The following is a 21640-nucleotide window of genomic DNA, read 5'->3' as shown; positions in this document are numbered from 1 at the left end:
CACCTCTTATTGAAATCCTTTTTAGCAAAAATATCATTATTTATTATAATTGGCGCATTTCTTCATTCCTGTAATTCCATCAAATATGTAAAAGATGACGAATTGCTTTTGATGGAGAATGAATTAAAGGTGAATGGAGAAGTGTCAAACGATCCAGACGCATTGAGTCAAATGTACCAAAAACCCAACAGTCGTTTGTTGAGTTTCCCGTTGCGATTGCACATTTACAACCTTTCGGAAGAAGATTCAGATTCTACCTATCAAGCTTGGTTAGATCGAAATCCAAAACGCCGCGACCGTTTGTACAAAAGATTGTCTGAAAAGCAAGTTCGAGAATTGGGAAATTACAAAACAGGTTTTAATAATTGGCTAAAAAAGACAGGAGAAGCACCTGTAATTATTGATAAGAAGAAAACGCGGAAAACCACCAATCGCTTAAAAGTATATTATCAAAACAAAGGTTTTTTTAATGCGGAAGCAAATTATGAAATTGTGCCTGATGAAAAAGAACGCAGAGCAGGAATTCAATACAATGTAAACACAGGAAATCCGTATTTTTTAGACAGCATTCAAGTCGCGATTAAATCACCCGATTTGGACTCTATTTACAATTTACACAAAGACAAATCGGTTTTAAAACAAGGGAAACAATACAATACAGGCGATTTTTACGACGAGCGTGAACGATTGACGGTTTTGTTTCGAAATTCGGGAATTTATAACTTTCAGCTAAGTTCCATCAAACCCACGGTAGGGATTGATTCCGTGCGAAAAGATTCCAGCAAAGGCGATTACAAACTTCCTGTCTTACTTAGAATCAACAACTTAAACGAACGCAAAGGCGATAGCATTGTACAAACCGAATACAAAGTGCATCGCATTAAAAAAGTAAATATTTTTACCGATTATACGTTTGCCAATTCGCGGTCAAAATATGTAGATTCGGTACAATATGAAGATTTTACGATTTACTCCAATGATAAATTGCGTTTTCGCCCAAAAGCCATTACAGATGCTATTTTTATTCATGCAGATGATGTGTATCGCGATAGAGATCGTTCGTTGACTTACAAACACGTTAGCAACTTGCGAACATTCAAATATCCGAACATTCGGTATGAATATGCCAATGACAGTTTGACCGATTTAATTGCCAACATTTATTTGCAACCTCGAAAACGGTTTTCATTAGGTTTTGATATCGACATCACGCATTCCAACATTCAAGATTACGGTTTTTCATTCAGTACTTCGCTGATTAGCAGAAATGTTTTTCGCGGTGCGGAAACCTTGGAAATTGCAGCTAGAGGCACTTTAGGCGCTTCCAGAGATGTTGCCGATTCGGAAGATCAATTCTTTAATATTTCTGAAATTGGTGTGGATGTGCGATTGAATTTTCCACGCTTTTTCTTTCCGTTCAACACGGAGAAAATCATTCCGAAATACATGTTGCCCACCACAGTTTTATCACTTGGAACCAGCGTGCAGCAGAATATCGGGTTGGACAGACAAACCTTTACAGGATTCATTCGCTACAATTGGCAACCGAGCAAAAAAAATACGTTTAACCTAGAATTGTTCAATCTGCAATTCATTCGAAACCTAAATACAAGCAACTATTTTAATGTATATACAAGCTCGTACGATCGTTTAAATACTGTGGCACAAAGCTCCAATTATGTGAGTAATGACGAATCATTAAACATTGCTGCTGGGCAACCCGATCAATTTATAGAAGATGTAGTTGTCAATAATTTTGAAGTTACGCCTAGTGAGTTTTCCACAGTATTAAGTGTAGCGCAACGACAATTTCGACTGACACAAGACAACTTGATTGCCGCATCCAAAATCAACTTTTTACACAATAGCAAAGAAAGCATTGCCGACAATACCTTTTTTCAATTTAGAACCGAATTGGAACTCGCAGGAAACTTTTTATCAGCCATTGCCAGTGTTGCGAATTTGGAAAAAGATTCTAGAGGCAACAAAAAACTCTTTGGTGTTCCGTACACGCAATATGTAAAAACTGAATTCGATTATATAAAACATTGGGAACTGTCGGGCAGCAAACAAGATGTATTGGCTTTCCGAACCTTTTTCGGGATTGCGATTCCGTATGGAAACTCAGACAACATTCCGTTTGCGCGAAGTTATTTTGGTGGTGGATCTAATGACAACCGAGCTTGGGCGGCGTATCAATTAGGTCCAGGACGCTCGGCAAGTATTTTAGATTTTAACGAAGCCAATTTAAAATTTACCTCTAATATTGAATATCGTTTTGATTTATTCGGAAGCTTTAAAGGCGCGTTATTTGCAGATGCAGGAAATATTTGGAATGTTTTTGACGACATTGAAGATACAGATCGAAAATTCAACGGTTTCGAATCGCTCAAAGACATTGCCCTTGGAACAGGTTTTGGGTTGCGTTACGACTTTAGCTTCTTCGTATTGCGTTTTGATATTGGTTTCAAAACGTACGATCCTGCGTATCCAATTAACAATCGTTGGTTCAACGATTACAACTTCGGAAATGCAGTGTATAACATTGGAATCAATTATCCTTTCTAGGTGTTGGGTGTTGAAAATTACTTTTTCATTTTATATTTAGCGTTTTACATTTATTTCAGTCTGATGTTGAATGTTAAATTCTGAATTTTAAATTGTTCTTTGAAACTTCTCAATTCTCAATACTCAATACTCAATACTAATATCTAAAAGCTAAATCACAAACACTTTCTAATTTAAAATTTAGCATTCAACATTTGTAATTCAAAAACACTAAAACGTTTGCGCTTTCAAACCATTACAAAACAGCCATTTATTTCTATCAAAAACAAAGCAACGTTTCTTTAAAATCATCAAAATTTTCACAGTCAAACACACATAAAAACACTTGAAATTATCAAATTCGCAAAAGTGACTTTGGCTTTTCACCTTAAATTAGGAACTACGTAAAAACTCTTTACATTTTTATTACTTTTGTAATCAAACCAAAAAACAAAGACGATGAGTCATAACATAAAACCAGGAGTTGCTACTGGAGACGAAGTACAAGAAATTTTCAAACTAGCCAAAGAAAAAGGCTTTGCCTTACCAGCCGTCAATGTGGTAGGTTCTAACTCTATCAATGGAGTGTTGGAAACGGCTGCAGAACTCAATGCTCCTGTCATCATCCAATTTTCAAATGGAGGCGCACAATTCAACGCCGGGAAAGGATTAAGTAACGAAGGTCAAAAAGCAGCCATTGCAGGTTCAGTTGCAGGTGCAAAACACGTTCATGAAATGGCAGAAGCGTACGGCGTTCCTGTAATTTTACATACCGACCACTGTGCAAAAAAATTATTGCCTTGGATTGACGGTTTGTTAGACGCCAGCGAAAAGCATTTTGCCGAAACTGGAAAACCGTTATACAGCTCACACATGATCGATCTTTCGGAAGAACCTATCGAAGAAAACATCGAAATTTGCAAAGAATACTTAGCGCGCATGAGCAAAATGGACATGACGCTTGAAATTGAATTAGGAATCACAGGTGGTGAAGAAGACGGAGTAGATAACAGCGATGTAGACGATTCTAAACTATACACTCAGCCAGCAGAAGTTGCGTATGCGTATGAAGAATTGATGAAAGTAAGTCCAAAATTTACTGTGGCAGCTGCTTTCGGAAACGTGCATGGTGTATACAAGCCAGGAAATGTAAAACTGACGCCAAAAATCTTAAAAAATTCGCAAGAATATATTTCTGAAAAATTCAATGTTGGACACAATCATATTGACTTTGTTTTTCACGGTGGATCAGGTTCTACCTTAGAAGAAATCAGAGAAGCAATTGGCTACGGTGTGATCAAAATGAACATTGATACGGACTTACAATTTGCGTTCATGTCTGGAATTCGCGATTACATGATCGGAAAACAAGACTATCTAATGCTGCAAATTGGAAATCCTGATGGAGACGACATTCCAAACAAAAAATTCTATGATCCAAGAAAATGGTTGCGCGAAGGTGAATTGACATTCAAAACACGTTTAAAGCAAGCTTTTGAAGATTTAAACAACGTTAATACCTTATAATAGTTGGGCGTTTCCAAAAGAAGCTTTTGAGAACCTCAAGCTTCTTCTGGTCGGGCTTTCGGCAGTCGCTTTTTGAAAACTGTCATTCCTGTGTAGGCAGGAATCCAGATTTCAAAAGAGCTCCAACAAAGCCTCAATCCCTAACGCAGAAGTTCCCGAGAAATTGGGAATCTCCACGAAAGTGGAAAAAACACCAACCTCGTTACAACAAAAACAATGTAGTAACGAGGTTTTTTTTATCTTTATAATATACTTCTACATACAAAAAACAGTATCAATGGTAGGTCTCGGATTCATATTCATTATTGTTCCTATTATAATAGTGTTTGTTATTGTGTGGTTGCTAACAAAACAAAAGGTTTTCCTTTTCATCCCAATAGGAATCATAGCACTTTTAGTACTCATTGTGCTGCTTCGCCCACTTTTTAAACCAATAGTACTTAACAAATCTGACTATTACGGAACGTATGTTATTGATCGTACTTACTTTCAGGGAAAACAAGCCGATTGGCAGTACAATACCTTCCGGTTTGAAATTAAAGAAAATGACAGCATCTACTTTTATGTTACTGACAAAGAAGAAATTCTAAATACGCACAAAGGAACAATTACGACAGTAACACCGTATTCTTCTGCACGACTTGTTATTAAAACAATAAAGCCTTCGCATCATATACTTACTACCAATCCAACAATCTACAGACAAGTTGGCGACTTTTTCCTTGTTTTTAGATCGCCAAAATTTCACAATATGTATTTCCAAAAAGGAAAATGGAAAGCCATTGAACTCTAACAATAAAATACTGACTATCAACAACTAAAACCTATTCATCTTCACCATTATTAAAATTAAATTCAAAAAAAAACGCAACTTCTTCAAACTATTTAGCAGATAGCCAAATCAAATTTTGAGTTTCACTAATAAAAACAGTAATTTTGTCCACTAACTAAAAAGAAAACTAACTAATTTGATCGTACGATACAGACGGTAACAAATTGTCTAACATTGTAAATCGTAATTCACAAATCATTATGGCTTGGTTTAAAAGAAAAGAAAAAGGTATCCAAACCTCTACAGAAGAGAAAAGAGATACGCCCAAAGGACTTTGGTACAAATCGCCCACAGGAAAAATTGTTGATTCGGAAGAATTGGCAAAAAACTTCTATGTAAGTCCTGAAGACGGATACCACGTTCGCATTGGAAGCAAAGAATATTTTGAAATACTTTTCGACGAAGGAAAATTTAAAGAACTCGATAAAAACTTAACCTCAAAAGATCCATTAAAGTTTGAGGACAACAAAAAATACGTTGACAGACTGAAAGCTGCCAAAGAAAAAACAGGGTTGAAAGACGCTGTTCGTACCGCCGTTGGAAAATCGAAAGGAAAAGATTTGGTCATTGCTTGTATGGATTTCAAATTTATTGGAGGTTCTATGGGAAGTGTTGTGGGTGAAAAAATTGCACGCGCGGCAGACTATTCCTTGAAAAACAATCTTCCATTCATGATCATCTCAAAATCTGGTGGTGCACGAATGATGGAAGCTGCCTTATCATTAATGCAATTGGCAAAAACGTCGGCAAAACTAGCACAATTAGCAGACGCAGGAATTCCATACATTTCATTATGTACAGATCCAACTACAGGAGGAACCACTGCTTCGTTTGCAATGTTGGGAGACATCAACATTGCGGAGCCAGGCGCCTTAATTGGTTTTGCAGGACCAAGAGTTGTTCGCGATACTACAGGAAAAGATTTACCAGAAGGTTTCCAAACTTCAGAATTCTTACTAGAACATGGATTCTTAGATTTTATCTCGCACAGAAAAGAACTCAAAAACAAAATCAACTTGTATATTGACTTGATTCAGAATCAACCGATACGCGCGTAGCTTTGGTTACAACATACATTTAATAGAAAAGACTTCCAATTACGGAGGTCTTTTTTCGTTTACAGAAATACATCCGTACTTAAAAACGAGTATTAGTACGCTAAAATTTTTTATGGAAAATAAGTATTTTCGTCAGATAACTTGTAAAATAATTTTCTATTGTTTTACCTAAAAACTAATAGTATGACTACTAAGTACGAAGTGATTTTTATTAATAACAGTTCATATCTTGGAGACGTCTGTATATTTCAAGAATATCCTAATATCAACGATCCAAACTTTATGACGTTAGCTTGGATTGCAAAAAAAACAAATCCAGATGTAACGGATACTTTTACTTGGGATGCAGATCCTTGTTTTGTGTGGTGTGAAACTGGCGAATTGGTTTCTGGAATTACTTTTTCGTCTTCTCAAGTAGTAAAAGCTGAAATAGAAGAAAACAATACAATTACATTTACGAAAAAAGATGGAGCTTTTCAATTCATCAATTTAGAAACAGGTAAAAATGTTGATGGTAAATTGTATATTATATGTGACAATACCATACCTTTAAATCAAGCTTCTGTGGGCATTGGTATGGCTGGCAGTGCCACCTTTGTAGCACAAGCAGCACCAAATTTGATGTATGGGTTAGACACGCGATCTTCTTATAAAATTACATTCGGAAACTTTACGCAAGGAGAAGTTATTGATCCTAACAAATTGTATCAAACTGCTTCTATTGATTTCCCCGTAAATGTATATAGCATGACCGCAATATTAAATGCCGATAACACATGGACTATTGCACCTACAGAATAACCATACTACTTTCATCATAAAATAACAAAAAAGGCCTCCATATTTGGAAGCCTTTTTTGTTTTCTAAAACTACTCAATTTACTAATCTAAAAATATAGCAATCGTATTTCCATTCGGACCTGTCCAAGTTGCTTCGCCATCGCAAGTTCCATCTCCGTAGGCTAAAATTCCTGTGTTGCTATTACGTGACAATTCTACTACGCCACTTACAATAAAAGCGCAAGTTGCTTCTCTTCGTAAGGCTGTGGTAATGGTTGCCGAATGTGTATTTCCTAATACGCCTGTCGTAGTGCCACTTCCTGTGATGGAAAATACGTTATCTGTCCAAGTACCATTGTTGACACCTTCAATCCATTCGCGTGTTCTTGTTCCTTGACGTGTATACGTAGCGCCATTTGGCCAAGTGACTTGCATATCTACTGCGGCAGTCGATTGTGGATTTCCCGCATCGTTACTCAACACGCGAGTAACGCTACGTGTGCCTTCAACCAATACGCCGTTTCGGGTAAAGTTGCTAAAAGTAACTTGAATGATTCTACTTGCCAATTGAGCATTTACATCTTGACTCATCATAATGATTCCGCTGACAATATTTCCGTTTGGCAATTCGCAGCCATCACCAAAATCTAGCGTAAGCTGACTAAATCCGCCACTTACTTGCGTAGAAATGGTAACACATGCTGGCAAAAATGATACTGCGGATTCAAATTCTTGTGCGGCATCATCGACAATTAATCCGATATCATCGGAAATTAAATCAATTTCAGCACTGCGTTGCGCCAATTCATCATCTAAGGCTACTTCGTCTTCTGTAATACTAGTTTCGTTGTCGTCTTGACAAGCGATCATTACAAAGAGACTCATCAATACTAATAAAATTCCTCGTTGCTTTTTGAATGTGGTTTTCATCTTTTCTTCGTTTTTTAAAGTTTTTAATGTTTTCAGATGGAATTCACCTGTAGTCTAATCAGTTTGGTACCAACCAATTGCCCGTTATGCATTGTGCAATTAACGTTTTTTAACAATTCATGTACCTAAGACTTATCACACATAAAAAGGTTTAATTAGGGTTAAAAAAATATTTAAGTACGTTTAATTTTTGACCTCAAAACATTCTCTCTTTTTTCTCTTACAATAATAATTTGGATTCTAAAAAATAGTAGTATATTTGCGGCTTGATATGATAACCGTATCGATACATAAAAATTATTAAAACAATATTGGCATGTACTTAACTAAAGAAGTTAAAGAAGAGATCTTCGCAAAACACGGACAGTCTGCAACAGACACAGGTTCCTCAGAAGGTCAAATTGCGTTATTTACGCACAGAATTAATCACTTAACGGAGCACTTAAAGAAAAATCGTAAAGATTTTAACACAGAGCGTTCGCTAGTAAAGTTGGTAGGTAAAAGAAGAAGCTTACTAGACTATCTAAAGAAGAAAGATATCAACAGATATCGTGCAATCGTAAAAGAATTAGGATTAAGAAAATAAAAAGAAAGAGGCTTCGTGCCTCTTTTTTTAATTTACATAAGTACGCTTCTAACCTTTGTTGGAAGTATTAAAAAGCTATAATTACTGGTTTTTCATTGGGTCACACAACAACTACACACAACAACACAACGACCTTTGTTTAATTAGAATTAAAAAAAATTTATGATTCCAAAAGTTTTTAGAGAGGTCATTGACCTTGGCGACGGTAGAGAAATTTCTATCGAAACCGGAAAGTTGGCTAAGCAAGCGCATGGTAGCGTTGTAGTGCAGTCAGGAAAATGTATGTTGTTATGTACCGTAGTTTCTAACTACAAACAAAGCGATGTTGACTTTTTACCTTTAACCGTTGATTACCGCGAAAAATTTGCAGCAGCAGGTCGTTATCCTGGTGGTTTTTTCAAAAGAGAAGCAAGACCAAGTGACGGTGAAGTGTTAACAATGCGTTTGGTAGACCGTGTTTTACGTCCATTATTCCCAAAAGATTATCACGCAGAAACACAGGTGATGATTCAGTTGATGTCTCATGACGAAGATGTAATGCCTGATGCAATGGCTGGTTTAGCAGCATCAGCAGCAATTCAGTTGTCAGATTTCCCATTTGAATGTGCTATCTCTGAAGCAAGAGTTGGGCGTATCAACGGAGAATTTATCATCAACCCAACAAGAGCACAGTTAGAAGAATCTGACATCGATATGATGATTGGAGCTTCTGCTGATTCTGTCATGATGGTAGAAGGTGAAATGGATGAGATTTCTGAAGAAGAAATGACCGAAGCAATCAAGTTTGCACACGAAGCCATCAAAGAGCAATGTGCAGCACAACTTCGTTTAGCAGAAGCTTTCGGAAAGAAAGAAGTACGTGAGTACGATCCGGAAAGAGAAGACGCAGATTTAGAGAAAAAAGTGTATGACATGGCGTATGATAAAGTATATGCTGTAGCAAAAGCTGGTTCTGCTAAACATGAAAGAAGTACTGCTTTCGGAGAAATTAAAGAAGAAATCAAAGAAACATTCTCAGAAGAAGAATTGGAAGATTTCGGTGATTTAGTATCTAAATATTACCGCAAGGCTGAAAAAGCAGCCGTTCGTGACTTAACGTTAAATGAAGGATTGCGTTTGGATGGTCGTAAAACGGACGAAATTAGACCAATTTGGTGTGAAATAGATTATTTACCGTCAACACACGGTTCAGCAATCTTTACGCGTGGAGAAACTCAGGCGTTAGCAACGGTAACATTAGGAACTTCAAGAGAAGCTAACCAAATAGACATGCCATCACACGAAGGTGAAGAGCGTTTCTATTTACATTATAACTTCCCTCCTTTTTCAACTGGTGAAGCACGACCAATTCGTGGAACATCGCGTCGTGAAGTTGGACATGGAAATTTAGCACAACGTGCTTTAAAAGGAATGGTACCAGACGATTGCCCGTACACTGTACGTGTCGTTTCGGAAGTATTAGAATCTAACGGTTCATCATCAATGGCAACTGTTTGTTCAGGAACCATGGCATTAATGGACGCAGGTGTACAATTAAAGAAACCTGTTTCTGGAATTGCAATGGGATTAATTTCTGATGCAGATTCTGGAAAGTATGCAGTTTTATCTGATATTTTAGGGGATGAAGATCACTTAGGAGATATGGACTTTAAAGTAACAGGAACTGCGGACGGAATTACTGCGTGTCAGATGGATATTAAAGTAAAAGGATTGTCATACGAAATTCTTGTAAATGCTTTGCAACAAGCACGTGACGGACGTTTACATATTTTAGAGAAATTGACAGATACGATTGCGGCACCAAACGATGACGTAAAAGCACATGCACCAAAAATGATCACCAAAACAATTCCTGGAGATTATATTGGCGCGTTGATTGGACCTGGAGGAAAAGTAATTCAAGAATTACAAAAAGCGACGGGAACTACGATTGTAATCAACGAAGATCCTGTAACAGAAGAAGGAATTGTTGAAATTTTAGGTACAGACCAAGATGGAATTGATGCAGTATTAGCGAAAATTGATTCGATTACGTTCAAACCAGAAAAAGGAAGTATTTACGAAGTAAAAGTAATTAAAATGCTAGATTTCGGAGCGGTTGTAGAATATACAGAAGCCCCAGGAAACGAAGTATTATTACACATTTCTGAATTGGCTTGGGAACGTACTGACAATGTGAGTGACATTGTAAAAATGGGCGATATTTTAGACGTGAAGTATTTTGGAACAGATCCAAAAACACGTAAAGAAAAAGTGTCGCGCAAAGCAATTTTACCAAAACCAGAAGGCTATGTTGCAAGACCACCAAGAGACAATAATAGAGGTGGACGTGATAACAACCGAGGTAGAGATAATCGCGGACGTGACAATCGCAAACCGAGAGAAGATAAATAATATTTTATCCTATATATTTAAAAAGCGCCTCGAAATTCGAGGCGTTTTTTATATGTCTAATTTATTGAGGCAGCTGAAAGGTAACATCTGGTGTACTCGTTTCAAATGTAGCAATACCAATAACTAGAAATAAAATAACACTAATTCCCGTAAGTGATGTAATTAAAGATGCTGTATTATTTTTAAGCTTAATTTTCCTAATTTCTGAAGGTATCAATAGCACACTATCTTTTCTTTTCAATCCATAATACGCACTATCAATTTGGATGATTTTCTTGTACCTAAAACGTTTTCCAGATTTCGACACTATCTTAGTTCGCTTCTCACTCGCAACAGCCTCGTCTAAAGTATACGTTTTAAAATTATAGATGATACAGCTTTGAAACAACAGCAATACTGTAAAAATTGCGGTTCCGATTTTCGAATATTTTATAAAGTATTTCATGATGTTTCTTTTTAAAAAGTTACTTGGAAGTTAATTCCCATTGTAAGAATTGATTGAATCGAATTTAGATGAACACGAACTTGTGGTCCTATTGAAAAATAATCGCCAATCATGAATTTGAGAGAAGAGGTTATTGGAAAACCTATCGTTGAAGTACGATCGTATCCACGAATTGCAACGTTTTTTTCTTTATAATAAAAGTATGACAAACCCGCAAAAGCATCCCATTGAAGCCAACTAGTCCATTCAAATATTCTTCCCCAAGACAAACTCAATGTAGAAAAAGAATCACGATACGAACTCAGTACGACAAATTCTTGTCCGAATTGCGCTGACAATAAAAAAATATTCTCCTTATACGCAATTCCCAAATCGCCACCAATGACAAAACCTCCATGATTTCCACCAGTAAAAGCAGCCAATGGACTTACAGAAATTGATTTAAATTTGAAATTGCTATTTTCTTGCGAAAAAATTACCAGCGGTAACAGTAGTAAAATGATAAACTGTTTTTTCATAATCATCTGATTTTAAGATTTACATGAAACGAATGTAGTTTTGAAACGTATTTTGTGCATCCGAAATACGCATTGAAGGGAATATTCGGATGCTTTTTTTAATACCACTTTCGTGAGAACGTACACAAGAAAAGTTACTACTTCACAGAAAATCACCATAGCAAAATGCTTGAAACTCCTTAGAAAGACTGAACTTTTATCTTTTTTTGGAAATTTTCTTTACAAAAGTTTAACTGCTGTTTTCAGTAGCAATATTGTCATGTAATTGTTTGAAAATAAATTGCTTTTAAAATGTCCGAAATCTTCTTTTGGATGAAAATTTAGGACATATCAGTACTTTTTTCGATATTCGGAAGGTGTCAAATCGGTAAACTTCTTAAACGCTGTATAAAAGGTAGAACGCGAATTAAAACCACATTCCAACCCGATGGCAACAATCGTGTAATTATCAAAATCGTCATCTTTCAATAATTCTTTGGCTTGTGCTACGCGCAGTGAATTGATGTAATCTGAAAAGTTATACTCACTACACGTATTGATCAATTTTGACAAATGTCCCGCACTAATTTCAAGTTCTTCTGCCAATGGCTCCAAACTCAATTTTGCATCTAAAAATCGTTGTTCTGAAACAATATAACGCGCAATGGTTTCAAACTCTTGCTGATGCTTTTCTGACAAATCCTTTTTTGCTTCTGCCGCAACTTTCTCAGTAGTTTCCAACTTTAATACAGCCAACTTTCCACGCAATAGAATTCGATCATGCAATAACGTATATCGTGAAGTTCCTTGATATCCAATCCAATACAACAATACTGAAGTTGCCAAGCGTAACGGATAATACGAGCGATAATCATCATCATAATACGTATTCAATACAATGGCTAAAATCCAAAATCCGAGAACGAATCCACCCAAAATTAAAAAGATTTTCAACCACTTAATATCGTCATAATTTGCAATAAAATCGAGCAATTTACTTTCTCCAAAAACAATTCGAAGACATTTATAAAAAAGAAAAATAGAAAAAGCAGCATTCACCATTTCCTCAATGTACGTGTACATTTTTACGGAATAAATATTCGTTTCCGAAGCATTTAAAATAAAAACACTTCGCAAAATCAATTCCAACACAAACAATACGATCGCAACTTTTAAAAAACTCCGAACTTTACCTTGAATGTTTAAATAATAAATAAAAAACATATAAAACATCGGCATAATGAACATATACCAAGGCACTAAAAACTGTCGTAAAAAGAAGAAATCGAAACGAAAATCTTTGGCAATTAACCATGCTTGCAAGTTGTTGAGCGACAAAAAGAAAACCGTCAGATTCAAAAAAATAATCACCTTACTGACTTTCTTTTTAGAAAATAAAGTGAATCCATTGAAAATGAAACCTTGAACAGCTCCAGCAATCAATAAAAAATTAAAAAAATTAGCGCTCATTAATTTTTCTTTGTTGTGAAAGTAGGAAACTCAACTTAAAATTGAAATATTTTTTTACTTTTATTTCATACAGTGATTTCCCATAAACTATACTGAACAGTTACAAAACTTCCTTTTTGTTACCTAGTTGTAAGTGCTAAATTATCTTTAATTTACAATTGGCTTGAAAATATATTTTTTTAAAAATACCAAACTGATCAATGCTGTTGACGCTAGACAAATTCCCCAAACCAACCGATGATTCAAATGCAAAGCTTCAGCCAACAACCAATTGAGTCCCGTGCTAAAAACCAGCGCACCAATATCTACAACATACGCTCTATACAAACTTTTAAAATACGACGTTTTGTGTGAAAATGTAAACTGTCTGTGCAACGCGTGTTGCCGTGCAATTCCAATAATGAAAGCAAAAATCCAACTTATAGTCGCTCTAGGCGAAAACGGATTGAAGTAATACACAATTTCGTACGTAACAAATCCTAAAACTGCGCCAATCACAGCAATGATCAGCATTCGAAACGTTTCGGATTGTTTGTAAAAATTGAAAATCATGCTTGATAAAAAGTTACGATTATCGTTAGAATTTTAAGTTAATTGTCACTTCGAGCGCAGTCGAGAAGGCACAGAACCACTATTTCTCCAAAGAAATCTCGACTGCGCTCGATTTGACATCAGCATTCTTATTGAGTAACTAATCTTCTTCGTTCTTTCAAAACCCAATACAAACCTTTCGCATCGGTTTGCATTGTATCGGAAATGAACAAAATAATAAGTTCTTCGATATGTGAAATGTAGCCGATAAGCATTGCTGCGTAAAACAAATATTCGTTGTAACTCCACGCAAATAATACAAAAATAAAGAAACCTTGTACGTATCCGCCAATTTTTGTGGTGTATAAATGCAGACTTGGATATTGTTTGAATTTGATAAAAGAAACGATCAGACCAAACACAAAAAAGCCAATAAACAGCCAAAGCATCCAAATGGAATTGGCCATTTCATCCAATTTAAATGTAAAAATTCCGATAAAAGCCGCAATGAACGTTCCGTTGTCTGCTAGTGAATCTAATTTTGCGCCAAATTCCGTTTGCAAATTGAAACTTCGCGCAATCAATCCATCTAAAATATCTGTGACAAGATTCACACATAAAAAGATGGCGAATAAATTTTCTTTTCCTGCGTAAATAAACCACAAAATCAGCGGAAATGTGAGCAATCTATAAAAACTTAAAAAGTTGGGAACGTTGTATATATTTTCTGTTTTTTGCATGTTAAAATGATTTTTTAAGGTGAAATTGCACTAAAAGTTGACTGATAATGATGTGTGTAGCACTGCTGATACAAAAGAGCAACATTGCATTTTGCAACGAAATGTTTCCCATCAAAAAATACACGAAACTCACGCCAAAAGCAGAATCCATTTTGTCAATCAGCATGAACAAAAATTTGTTAGAAGAAGCCTGCGTTCCTGGTTGAATTCCCAGTTTTCGCTTCATGAATGAATTTGGCAATTCAAACAACATATAGGCAAAACCAAGTACAAATCCTGTAAAAAATGATAATGGTATTTGAAAATCGAAGGTGAAATTCAACAAAAACAACAGCAATCCATTGACGAGCGATACAAATACAAAACCGCGCCATGTTTTGTTTTTTCCGAATAATTTCTTTGAAATCGGTTGTTTCAATACAGGAAACACATCCTTCTTAATCACGAGTATATGCAGCACATTCGATAAGATTAAAGGCACCAAAACAATATAAATATGTTGCAAAAAACTATACATCTTCTTCCAAAAATTGAAGCATTCGCAATGCTGTTTGTAATACGCGCTTTGAAAAATCATACGCTACCAAAATGCTAGAAACTTCGTAAAAGGAAAGTCGCGTCACAATGTATACTTTTAGTGAATATGTGTACGCTTGCAACCACGTTTCCCAATCCTTATCTTGAGATAACTGATAGTGTGTTTTGAGATAAAAATAAAATTCGTCTTTTTTGAAATTTGGCAGCAAGGTAAAACTCAGAAACTCTACAATATCGCGCTGCGGATAGTCAATTACTGCCAATTCCCAATCGTAAATTGCAGGAATTCCATTATTTCGAACGGCAATATTTCGCGGATTAAAATCGTTGTGAATGATGGTTTTTTCAACTGAAATTTGACTTTCTTGTGTTTGTAAATCGTCAATTTCGTTATATAATTTTTGCAATACGAATTTGTCTTTGTCATCCGCACATTCCGAAATTAAAATCTGCATCAGTTGTTTGTACAATGCTGTGGATTTCCAGGGTTGAAATTCTTGTACATGTCTAAAATCTTCCATGGGTACATTTTGATGAAATTGTGTAATTACTTTCATCACAGCACAAATTGTGGTCGGATTCCAGTGTTCTGGATGATTCTCAGAGTTCATAATTTTCATCTCCTCAACAGGCAAAAACTCTTGAATCAGCATAAAAATCTCGCGTTTCGGATTGACGTGTTTTCCAAAATATTTTGGCATGAATTCAAAACCGATTTTGTGTAAATACGAATAGACTTCAATTTCTTTTAAATGACAATTGTGGTATTCCAAATGTCGTTTGGATTGCTTCAACGCATCCGACAATGCAGGATTGATCGACGCCGCAATGGTATGCAAACCCTTGACAATCTCATCATCCAACGGTTTTGATTTTATAAGCACATCTTTCGATTTGGCAATTCCGTTGGGCTGTGTATAATCTATTTGAAACGGTAAAAAACCAATGATTTTTTTATTGACTTTGGAAGCGATATTCGTCAAAATTCCATTCTCCAATAATTCGTGTGATTTCGATTGAATGTCTTGAATTTGCTTATCTTCAAAAAAACCATTCAAACTCGATTGTACAAAATTGGACGTCAATTCGGATGGCAACAACCAGTGTACAGGTTTATTTCTACCCAATTTTTCATGTGCTTTTGCGAATTCACCACTGACAATTGCAGCATACGTCGAAATTTCCAATCCCAACGCAAAACCTGCAATCAACTTAGCAAATCGCTCTACTTTTCCAGTACCGTAACAATCCATAATTTCCAAGGCTTGCGCTTGTCTCGGCAAGGAAGTTCCTCCGCCAACGCTTCCAATGACTAAATTGGGTAAGGTCAATTGCAGAAACAATCCATTGTCTTTTTTTTCCAACTGCAACTCTCCTACACTCGATTCGTGAATGGACGCCAAATCTTGTCCTGTTGCCACAAAAATTGCCGCAATCGCGTTGGCTACATTGATATTATACCCAATCATTCCATCTTTTTTAGCCAATTTTTTTGACGGATGAAAGCAACGCAACAACTTATCTGAAGTCGTTCGTAATATTTTTGTAATAATTTCTTCGGGAATCGTACATTCTGCCACGACATGAATGCCTCTTCCCGATTCCATATTGTATTGTGAAACCTTTTTATCACACGCACCATTTCCTTCAATAATAAAATCTACTGGCGTAATTCCTGTGGCATTTATAAACGCGTCTACCAAATACAACATCGCATGCCACGTGCAGGTTGTTGTCATGTTTTGTCCCGAAGCATCGCCAGTTGTGTAGGTAAATTTGGTGTGAATAATGTGTGCTTGTTGTATGCTTTCAATCTGAATCAATTTTCCATGGTTGGAATGTGCTGCTGCTGCTTTTTTGATATCATGAAACGAATCGTCCACAAATTGCTTAAAACGAGCTGCTTCGTGTTCATCTTGAAAAATAAACATCGGCGCACGCGTCATTTTTTGCCATTTGACCTCCGCAGAAAAACCATTGCTTTTACTAATGACTTTTGCACCGCGATTCATACTCGCAATGAGCGCGCCTTCTAAAGTTCCTGCGGGACAATAGGTTAATTCTTGGTTTTCTCCATTGCTAAAAAGTAGCGGACCGACGATTCCCAAAGGGATTTCGGTGCTTCCAATATAGGATTCTATGTTTCCGCGAATGTCTTGAAACTCCAAGCGCGATTGTGCAATGATGTTGGTATTGATATTTTCTCTTTCGAGAAAGTCCAATCGCATGTTGGTGGCAGTGCCCGTTACGAGTCCTCTGCCTGGTATAATCGGTATTTCCATAAGTTTTCAGTTTGCTTATACTCAAATGTATTGTAAAAATCACATTTAAAATGATACTTGATACAAATACTCAATTTATTTTTTGCGTTTTTCGCAAATTTTAATACAAATACAATTCTATAACACATTGTTTTGTCACTCAATTCGGAATGCGTTAATTTTGCAGTCTATTTTGAAGCAGTATTTATGACCAAATTGAAACTTGCAAATTTGAATGGCAAGCCCGAAATTTTTCATTCCATTCAAGGAGAAGGAAAAAACATGGGACAACCAAGCGTGTTTATTAGAACATCGCTGTGCAATTTGCATTGTGTTTGGTGCGATACCGATTATACATGGAATTGGGAGAAAACGCGTTTTGCGCATGTAAAAGACGCCGATCCTACGTATAGAAAGTTTAAAATGGAAGAAATGATTGTTTCGCTTACGCTGGAAGAAATCTATGTGGAAGTCGCAAAAACGGGTTGTAAAAATATCGTCTTAACTGGCGGCGAACCGATGATGCAACTCGAAGAACTTTCTGCATTGATCAAATTTTTCAATACAAAAGCAGCCGATTATTTTTTTGAAATCGAAACCAACGGTACTATTTTACCAGATGCCACTTTTGAAGCGTTGATAGATCAATATAATGTTTCACCCAAATTAGAAAATTCTAACAATCCAAAGAAATTACGCGAAAAACCAGCAGTTTACTCGTATTTTGCTACCAACGAAAAGGCTGTTTTTAAGTTTGTAATTTCGTCTGAGAACGATCTCACGGAAGTGTTAGAAATATGCAACACCTATAAAATTCCCAACCAAAAGGTATATTTAATGCCCGAAGGCACCAACCCAGAAGCATTGCAACAAAAGCAACAATGGTTGATAGAAGTCTGTAAAAAGTACCAATTTCACTATACCGATCGTTTGCACGTACATATTTATGGCGATAAAAGAGGTGTGTAATTCATTAATTATGAAATAATTGCACCTTTCAAATAAACTTTATTTCAAATAATTCTTAGCTTTTTGTAACATTTTTGTCATTTTGTACGTATAACTAATTGCGTAAGCACAAAAAATAAAATCCCAAGTACATTACATGAGACAACTTAAAATTACCAAGCAGGTTACCAATAGGGAAACCGCGTCATTAGACAAATATCTTCAAGAAATCGGTAAAGTTGACCTTATTACAGCAGACGAGGAAGTAGAATTAGCTCAGAGAATCAAGGCTGGCGATCAAATAGCGCTAGAAAAATTAACAAAAGCTAACCTTCGTTTCGTAGTATCGGTTGCAAAACAGTATCAAAATCAAGGATTGACACTTCCTGATTTGATCAATGAAGGGAATTTGGGACTTATTAAAGCCGCACAACGTTTTGATGAAACGCGTGGTTTTAAATTTATTTCGTATGCCGTATGGTGGATTAGACAATCTATTCTTCAAGCATTGGCTGAACAATCGCGTATTGTTCGTTTACCTTTGAACAAAATTGGTTCTATTAATAAGATTAATAAAACTTTTGCGTATCTTGAGCAAAGTCATGAACGTATCCCTTCTGCGGAAGAAATTGCGAAGGAATTAGACATGACTGTGAATGATGTAAAAGAGTCGATGAAAAACTCTGGACGCCACGTATCTATGGATGCGCCGTTAGTGGAAGGAGAAGATTCGAACTTGTATGACGTATTGAATTCTGGTGAATCGCCAAATCCTGATAAAGAATTATTACATGAATCTTTAAAGACGGAAATTGAGCGTGCGCTAGAAACTTTGACGCCAAGAGAAGCAGACGTTATTCGTTTGTATTTCGGATTAGGAAACCAACATCCAATGACTTTGGAAGAAATTGGTGAAACGTTCGACTTAACTCGTGAGCGTGTACGTCAGATTAAGGAAAAAGCGATTCGTCGTTTAAAGCATACTTCACGAAGTAAAATATTGAAAACATATTTAGGATAAATTCCTACTAACAATACAGCAGTTTAGTTTTTATAACATAACTGTTCGTTTTTTGATTGATGAATGACGCTCTCGCATTGCGAGAGCGTTTATTTTATAGTACTTTTGTCGGCAAACAACAACACTCTACAAATTATGTCTACAAAACGAATTGCGCCTTCCATCTTGGCTGCAGATTTTGCCAACTTACAACGCGATATTGAACTAGTAAACGCAAGTGAAGCCGATTGGTTTCATATTGATATTATGGACGGCGTTTTTGTGCCGAATATTTCCTTTGGAATGCCAGTTTTGAAAGCGATTAACAAACATGCTACAAAAACTATTGATGTCCATTTAATGATTGTTGATCCTGATCGGTATATTGAAACGTTTGCTGATTTGGGCGCGAATGTATTAACCGTACATTATGAAGCGTGCACACATTTACACAGAACGCTACAAGCGATTAAAGCGGCAGGAATGAAAGCTGGTGTAGCATTGAATCCGCATACAAATGTAAGTCTCTTAGAAGACGTAATACAGGATATTGATTTGGTATGCATTATGAGTGTGAATCCTGGTTTTGGCGGACAATCGTTTATTGAGAATACCTATGACAAGGTCAAAAAGTTGAAAGATTTGATTGTTAAAAAAGGTGCTGCTACCGAAATTGAAATTGATGGTGGTGTCAATGATAAAAACGCCAAAGCATTGGTTGATGCTGGTGCAGATGTGTTGGTTGCGGGAAGTTTTGTATTTCGTTCAGAGAACCCGACGCAGACGATTCAGAATTTGAAACAGCTAGTTTCTTGAGAACAAAAAATTACTTTTACAAAAGCGGTTCTGTTTTAAGCACAACCGCTTTTCTTTTTGAAATTAATTGTATTAGTTATTTTCAGGACAGGTAATTTGCTCTCGAATTAAAGAGCCATTTGTATTAGGCTTGTAACGAAAACATTTCCCATCAGTAGATTTTAAGATGATTCCCCGATAAATATTACTCACATAAATATCTCCATTTTCTACTTGAAGTTTGGTTTGGGGAGTGTTGGTTCCAATTCCAACAAAACCTATTTCTGCTCCTGCTTGCGACTGACACGCGTCTCCGATACCATTATTATCTGTATCTAATTGATTGTTATTGGCAACATAGCGACAATTATCACATGGATTTCCTACACCATCATTATCGTCATCCAATTGGTCTGGGTTTTGAATGTCATCACAATTATCTACAGCAGTAGAAAGTCCGTCATCAGTACAGTTTGAAGTGGCTATTGTTAGATCGGAACAAGTAGCTCCATTATTCGCCAAGGTAATTTCAGAAGGTTCTATACCTCTATTTAAAAGCACCTGTAGTACACAACATTCATCTAGTAACGGATTGTTTTCAATCACTAAATCCAATCCTGCTAGGTTCATTTCTCGTAAAGCCAAAATGTCTGTCAACACTGGATTGCTTCTTAATTCTAATCCAAAATTAAAACGATCTACATGCAATCCTGAGATACTAGTTAGTAATGGATTAGACGTCAATTCAATTTTAGTACTCACATCACGTATATTTTCTAATCCTTGCAGGTTTGTTAAATCCGAGTCTTCAATAATAAGCGTATTGATATCTAATACATTTTGAAATCCAAGTAAATTTGTTAGGTTACTTTGCCTAATTTCCATAACGCCTATATCTGTGAGATTTTCCAAACCATCTACACTGGTAAGATTGGAATCTTCGATAATGAATGAATTGATTTCCTGCACATTTTGGAGCCCAAGTATATTAGTAAGGGCACTTTGTTTAATTTCAAGATCTTCTATGATCGTTATACTATTTAAACCATCTAGATTTTGTATCGGGTTGTTGATAAATTTTACGTCGTGTATTGTTGTTCCTAATAGCACATCACTTAAACTTGTTAAAGATGCATTTCCTTCTATATGTATGGGATCATCATTATTAGACCAATTCCCTAAAAATGCTATGGACGTGAGACTATCATTATTGAGTATTTCAGTGACTCCTGACGCCGTAGGTGTGTACGATAATTTGAAATTTAAGTTAGATAGTTGTGCGTTATTTTTCATTTTAGGACCACTTCGTGTACCAATATTTGAAGTTCCATCTCCTAAAATAATTGATTGTAGATTATCATTATTACTGATTTCAATATTTGTCACTACACCTGTTAGACTTGGTAGTGAAATTGCGGTTAAAAGATCACAATTTACAATTCTTAAATCGCCTGTTATCGTTTGAATATTTTCTAATCCTGCCAACGAGGGAAGGCTTTGTTGTATTTCTATATATAAAAAACCCGTGACTTCTGTGAGAAAGGAAAGTCCAGAGAGATCGAGAACAGCATTGGGATCGAGGAAACTCCCGATGTAAAGATTATTTACCGAAGTACACGTACCTGCATAGGTAGCCACAAAATCGTCGATTGATTGTTGGTTAGCTAAATACACAGTGCTATTACTAGCACACGGTTGGGCTACTGCTTGGTGTAGACTGGCTGTAAAAAACACCCATATTAATATAATTTTTTTCATCACT

Annotated in this window: 19 protein-coding genes; 10 read left to right on the top strand and 9 right to left on the bottom strand. The window is 36.1% G+C overall.

Features of this window, described 5'->3' with window-relative positions:
- Positions 1-9 precede the first annotated feature (9 nt).
- From KORDIASMS9_RS10345 to KORDIASMS9_RS10325, 5 genes are all read left to right on the top strand, one after another.
- Positions 10-2568, top strand: a complete 2559-nt coding sequence (locus KORDIASMS9_RS10345) for a BamA/TamA family outer membrane protein (RefSeq protein ID WP_114902775.1) — start codon at positions 10-12, stop codon at positions 2566-2568.
- A gap of 438 nt (positions 2569-3006) precedes the next feature.
- Positions 3007-4074, top strand: coding sequence for a class II fructose-bisphosphate aldolase (fbaA, locus tag KORDIASMS9_RS10340; protein ID WP_114902774.1), 1068 nt, complete (start codon positions 3007-3009; stop codon positions 4072-4074).
- A gap of 277 nt (positions 4075-4351) precedes the next feature.
- Complete coding sequence (locus tag KORDIASMS9_RS10335) at positions 4352-4867, top strand: hypothetical protein (protein WP_114902773.1); 516 nt, start codon at positions 4352-4354, stop codon at positions 4865-4867.
- 239 nt (positions 4868-5106) lie between these two features.
- Positions 5107-5964 carry an acetyl-CoA carboxylase, carboxyltransferase subunit beta gene (accD, locus tag KORDIASMS9_RS10330; protein ID WP_114902772.1) on the top strand — a complete coding sequence of 286 codons (858 nt, stop codon included), beginning with the start codon at positions 5107-5109 and terminating at the stop codon, positions 5962-5964.
- 183 nt (positions 5965-6147) lie between these two features.
- On the top strand, positions 6148-6765 hold the full coding sequence (locus tag KORDIASMS9_RS10325) for a protein rhiA (RefSeq protein ID WP_114902771.1): 618 nt from the start codon (positions 6148-6150) through the stop codon (positions 6763-6765).
- An 81-nt stretch (positions 6766-6846) separates the two neighbouring features.
- Here the strand turns inward: KORDIASMS9_RS10325 and KORDIASMS9_RS10320 are convergent, their stop codons facing one another.
- Positions 6847-7674, bottom strand: a complete 828-nt coding sequence (locus KORDIASMS9_RS10320) for a hypothetical protein (protein ID WP_114902770.1) — start codon at positions 7672-7674, stop codon at positions 6847-6849.
- Positions 7675-7990: 316 nt separating this feature from the next.
- Between KORDIASMS9_RS10320 and rpsO the strand changes: the two genes are divergently transcribed.
- Together rpsO and KORDIASMS9_RS10310 are read left to right on the top strand one after the other, a co-directional pair.
- Complete coding sequence (rpsO, locus tag KORDIASMS9_RS10315) at positions 7991-8260, top strand: 30S ribosomal protein S15 (protein ID WP_114902769.1); 270 nt, start codon at positions 7991-7993, stop codon at positions 8258-8260.
- A gap of 162 nt (positions 8261-8422) precedes the next feature.
- Positions 8423-10654 carry a polyribonucleotide nucleotidyltransferase gene (locus tag KORDIASMS9_RS10310; RefSeq protein WP_114902768.1) on the top strand — a complete coding sequence of 744 codons (2232 nt, stop codon included), beginning with the start codon at positions 8423-8425 and terminating at the stop codon, positions 10652-10654.
- 61 nt (positions 10655-10715) lie between these two features.
- Here the strand turns inward: KORDIASMS9_RS10310 and KORDIASMS9_RS10305 are convergent, their stop codons facing one another.
- The 7 genes from KORDIASMS9_RS10305 to KORDIASMS9_RS10275 all read right to left on the bottom strand — a co-directional run bounded on the left by KORDIASMS9_RS10305 (position 10716) and on the right by KORDIASMS9_RS10275 (position 17156).
- Positions 10716-11099 carry a hypothetical protein gene (locus tag KORDIASMS9_RS10305; protein WP_114902767.1) on the bottom strand — a complete coding sequence of 128 codons (384 nt, stop codon included), beginning with the start codon at positions 11097-11099 and terminating at the stop codon, positions 10716-10718.
- An 11-nt stretch (positions 11100-11110) separates the two neighbouring features.
- Positions 11111-11617 (bottom strand): hypothetical protein, encoded by a 507-nt coding sequence (locus tag KORDIASMS9_RS10300; RefSeq protein WP_114902766.1) that lies wholly within the window; start codon positions 11615-11617, stop codon positions 11111-11113.
- A gap of 330 nt (positions 11618-11947) precedes the next feature.
- Positions 11948-13066, bottom strand: a complete 1119-nt coding sequence (locus KORDIASMS9_RS10295; protein ID WP_114902765.1) for an AraC family transcriptional regulator — start codon at positions 13064-13066, stop codon at positions 11948-11950.
- 147 nt (positions 13067-13213) lie between these two features.
- Entirely contained in the window at positions 13214-13618 is a 405-nt protein-coding gene (locus KORDIASMS9_RS10290) for a GtrA family protein (RefSeq protein WP_114902764.1), read from the bottom strand.
- A gap of 128 nt (positions 13619-13746) precedes the next feature.
- Positions 13747-14337 (bottom strand): CDP-alcohol phosphatidyltransferase family protein, encoded by a 591-nt coding sequence (locus KORDIASMS9_RS10285; RefSeq protein ID WP_114902763.1) that lies wholly within the window; start codon positions 14335-14337, stop codon positions 13747-13749.
- A 1-nt stretch (position 14338) separates the two neighbouring features.
- Positions 14339-14854, bottom strand: a complete 516-nt coding sequence (locus KORDIASMS9_RS10280; protein WP_256387008.1) for a CDP-archaeol synthase — start codon at positions 14852-14854, stop codon at positions 14339-14341.
- Positions 14847-17156 (bottom strand): phosphotransferase, encoded by a 2310-nt coding sequence (locus KORDIASMS9_RS10275; protein WP_114902761.1) that lies wholly within the window; start codon positions 17154-17156, stop codon positions 14847-14849. The genes KORDIASMS9_RS10280 and KORDIASMS9_RS10275 overlap by 8 nt, the downstream gene beginning before the upstream one ends.
- A gap of 186 nt (positions 17157-17342) precedes the next feature.
- Here KORDIASMS9_RS10275 and KORDIASMS9_RS10270 point away from each other — a divergent pair, with 186 nt between their 5' ends.
- The 3 genes from KORDIASMS9_RS10270 (at position 17343) to rpe (ending at position 19899) form a co-directional block, all read left to right on the top strand.
- Entirely contained in the window at positions 17343-18104 is a 762-nt protein-coding gene (locus tag KORDIASMS9_RS10270; RefSeq protein ID WP_114902760.1) for a 7-carboxy-7-deazaguanine synthase QueE, read from the top strand.
- 136 nt (positions 18105-18240) lie between these two features.
- The gene (locus KORDIASMS9_RS10265) at positions 18241-19104 is read left to right on the top strand and encodes an RNA polymerase sigma factor RpoD/SigA (RefSeq protein WP_007096854.1); all 864 of its coding nucleotides are present in this window, start codon (positions 18241-18243) and stop codon (positions 19102-19104) included.
- A gap of 135 nt (positions 19105-19239) precedes the next feature.
- Complete coding sequence (gene rpe / locus KORDIASMS9_RS10260) at positions 19240-19899, top strand: ribulose-phosphate 3-epimerase (RefSeq protein ID WP_114902759.1); 660 nt, start codon at positions 19240-19242, stop codon at positions 19897-19899.
- Between the two features lie 72 nt (positions 19900-19971).
- Here rpe and KORDIASMS9_RS10255 read toward each other — a convergent pair whose 3' ends face one another.
- Complete coding sequence (locus KORDIASMS9_RS10255; protein WP_114902758.1) at positions 19972-21636, bottom strand: hypothetical protein; 1665 nt, start codon at positions 21634-21636, stop codon at positions 19972-19974.
- Positions 21637-21640: the final 4 nt, after the last annotated feature.

Origin of the sequence: Kordia sp. SMS9 (assembly GCF_003352465.1) — a bacterium.
In the GTDB taxonomy this organism is placed as follows: domain Bacteria; phylum Bacteroidota; class Bacteroidia; order Flavobacteriales; family Flavobacteriaceae; genus Kordia.
The sequence above is the reverse complement of the archived record's forward strand: the minus strand, read 5'-3'. Positions and strand labels throughout refer to the sequence as shown.

Bases quoted from the DNA above. Each gene is read 5' to 3' on its own strand.
- KORDIASMS9_RS10310 (WP_114902768.1), top strand. From the start codon at position 8,423: ATGATTCCAAAAGTTTTTAGAGAGGTCATTGACCTTGGCGACGGTAGA.
- KORDIASMS9_RS10280 (WP_256387008.1), bottom strand. From the start codon at position 14,854: ATGTATAGTTTTTTGCAACATATTTATATTGTTTTGGTGCCTTTAATC.
- KORDIASMS9_RS10325 (WP_114902771.1), top strand. From the start codon at position 6,148: ATGACTACTAAGTACGAAGTGATTTTTATTAATAACAGTTCATATCTT.
- KORDIASMS9_RS10285 (WP_114902763.1), bottom strand. From the start codon at position 14,337: ATGCAAAAAACAGAAAATATATACAACGTTCCCAACTTTTTAAGTTTT.
- KORDIASMS9_RS10290 (WP_114902764.1), bottom strand. From the start codon at position 13,618: ATGATTTTCAATTTTTACAAACAATCCGAAACGTTTCGAATGCTGATC.
- KORDIASMS9_RS10275 (WP_114902761.1), bottom strand. From the start codon at position 17,156: ATGGAAATACCGATTATACCAGGCAGAGGACTCGTAACGGGCACTGCC.
- KORDIASMS9_RS10335 (WP_114902773.1), top strand. From the start codon at position 4,352: ATGGTAGGTCTCGGATTCATATTCATTATTGTTCCTATTATAATAGTG.
- KORDIASMS9_RS10305 (WP_114902767.1), bottom strand. From the start codon at position 11,099: ATGAAATACTTTATAAAATATTCGAAAATCGGAACCGCAATTTTTACA.
- fbaA (WP_114902774.1), top strand. From the start codon at position 3,007: ATGAGTCATAACATAAAACCAGGAGTTGCTACTGGAGACGAAGTACAA.
- KORDIASMS9_RS10320 (WP_114902770.1), bottom strand. From the start codon at position 7,674: ATGAAAACCACATTCAAAAAGCAACGAGGAATTTTATTAGTATTGATG.
- rpsO (WP_114902769.1), top strand. From the start codon at position 7,991: ATGTACTTAACTAAAGAAGTTAAAGAAGAGATCTTCGCAAAACACGGA.
- rpe (WP_114902759.1), top strand. From the start codon at position 19,240: ATGTCTACAAAACGAATTGCGCCTTCCATCTTGGCTGCAGATTTTGCC.
- KORDIASMS9_RS10270 (WP_114902760.1), top strand. From the start codon at position 17,343: ATGACCAAATTGAAACTTGCAAATTTGAATGGCAAGCCCGAAATTTTT.
- KORDIASMS9_RS10295 (WP_114902765.1), bottom strand. From the start codon at position 13,066: ATGAGCGCTAATTTTTTTAATTTTTTATTGATTGCTGGAGCTGTTCAA.
- accD (WP_114902772.1), top strand. From the start codon at position 5,107: ATGGCTTGGTTTAAAAGAAAAGAAAAAGGTATCCAAACCTCTACAGAA.
- KORDIASMS9_RS10265 (WP_007096854.1), top strand. From the start codon at position 18,241: ATGAGACAACTTAAAATTACCAAGCAGGTTACCAATAGGGAAACCGCG.
- KORDIASMS9_RS10255 (WP_114902758.1), bottom strand. From the start codon at position 21,636: ATGAAAAAAATTATATTAATATGGGTGTTTTTTACAGCCAGTCTACAC.
- KORDIASMS9_RS10300 (WP_114902766.1), bottom strand. From the start codon at position 11,617: ATGAAAAAACAGTTTATCATTTTACTACTGTTACCGCTGGTAATTTTT.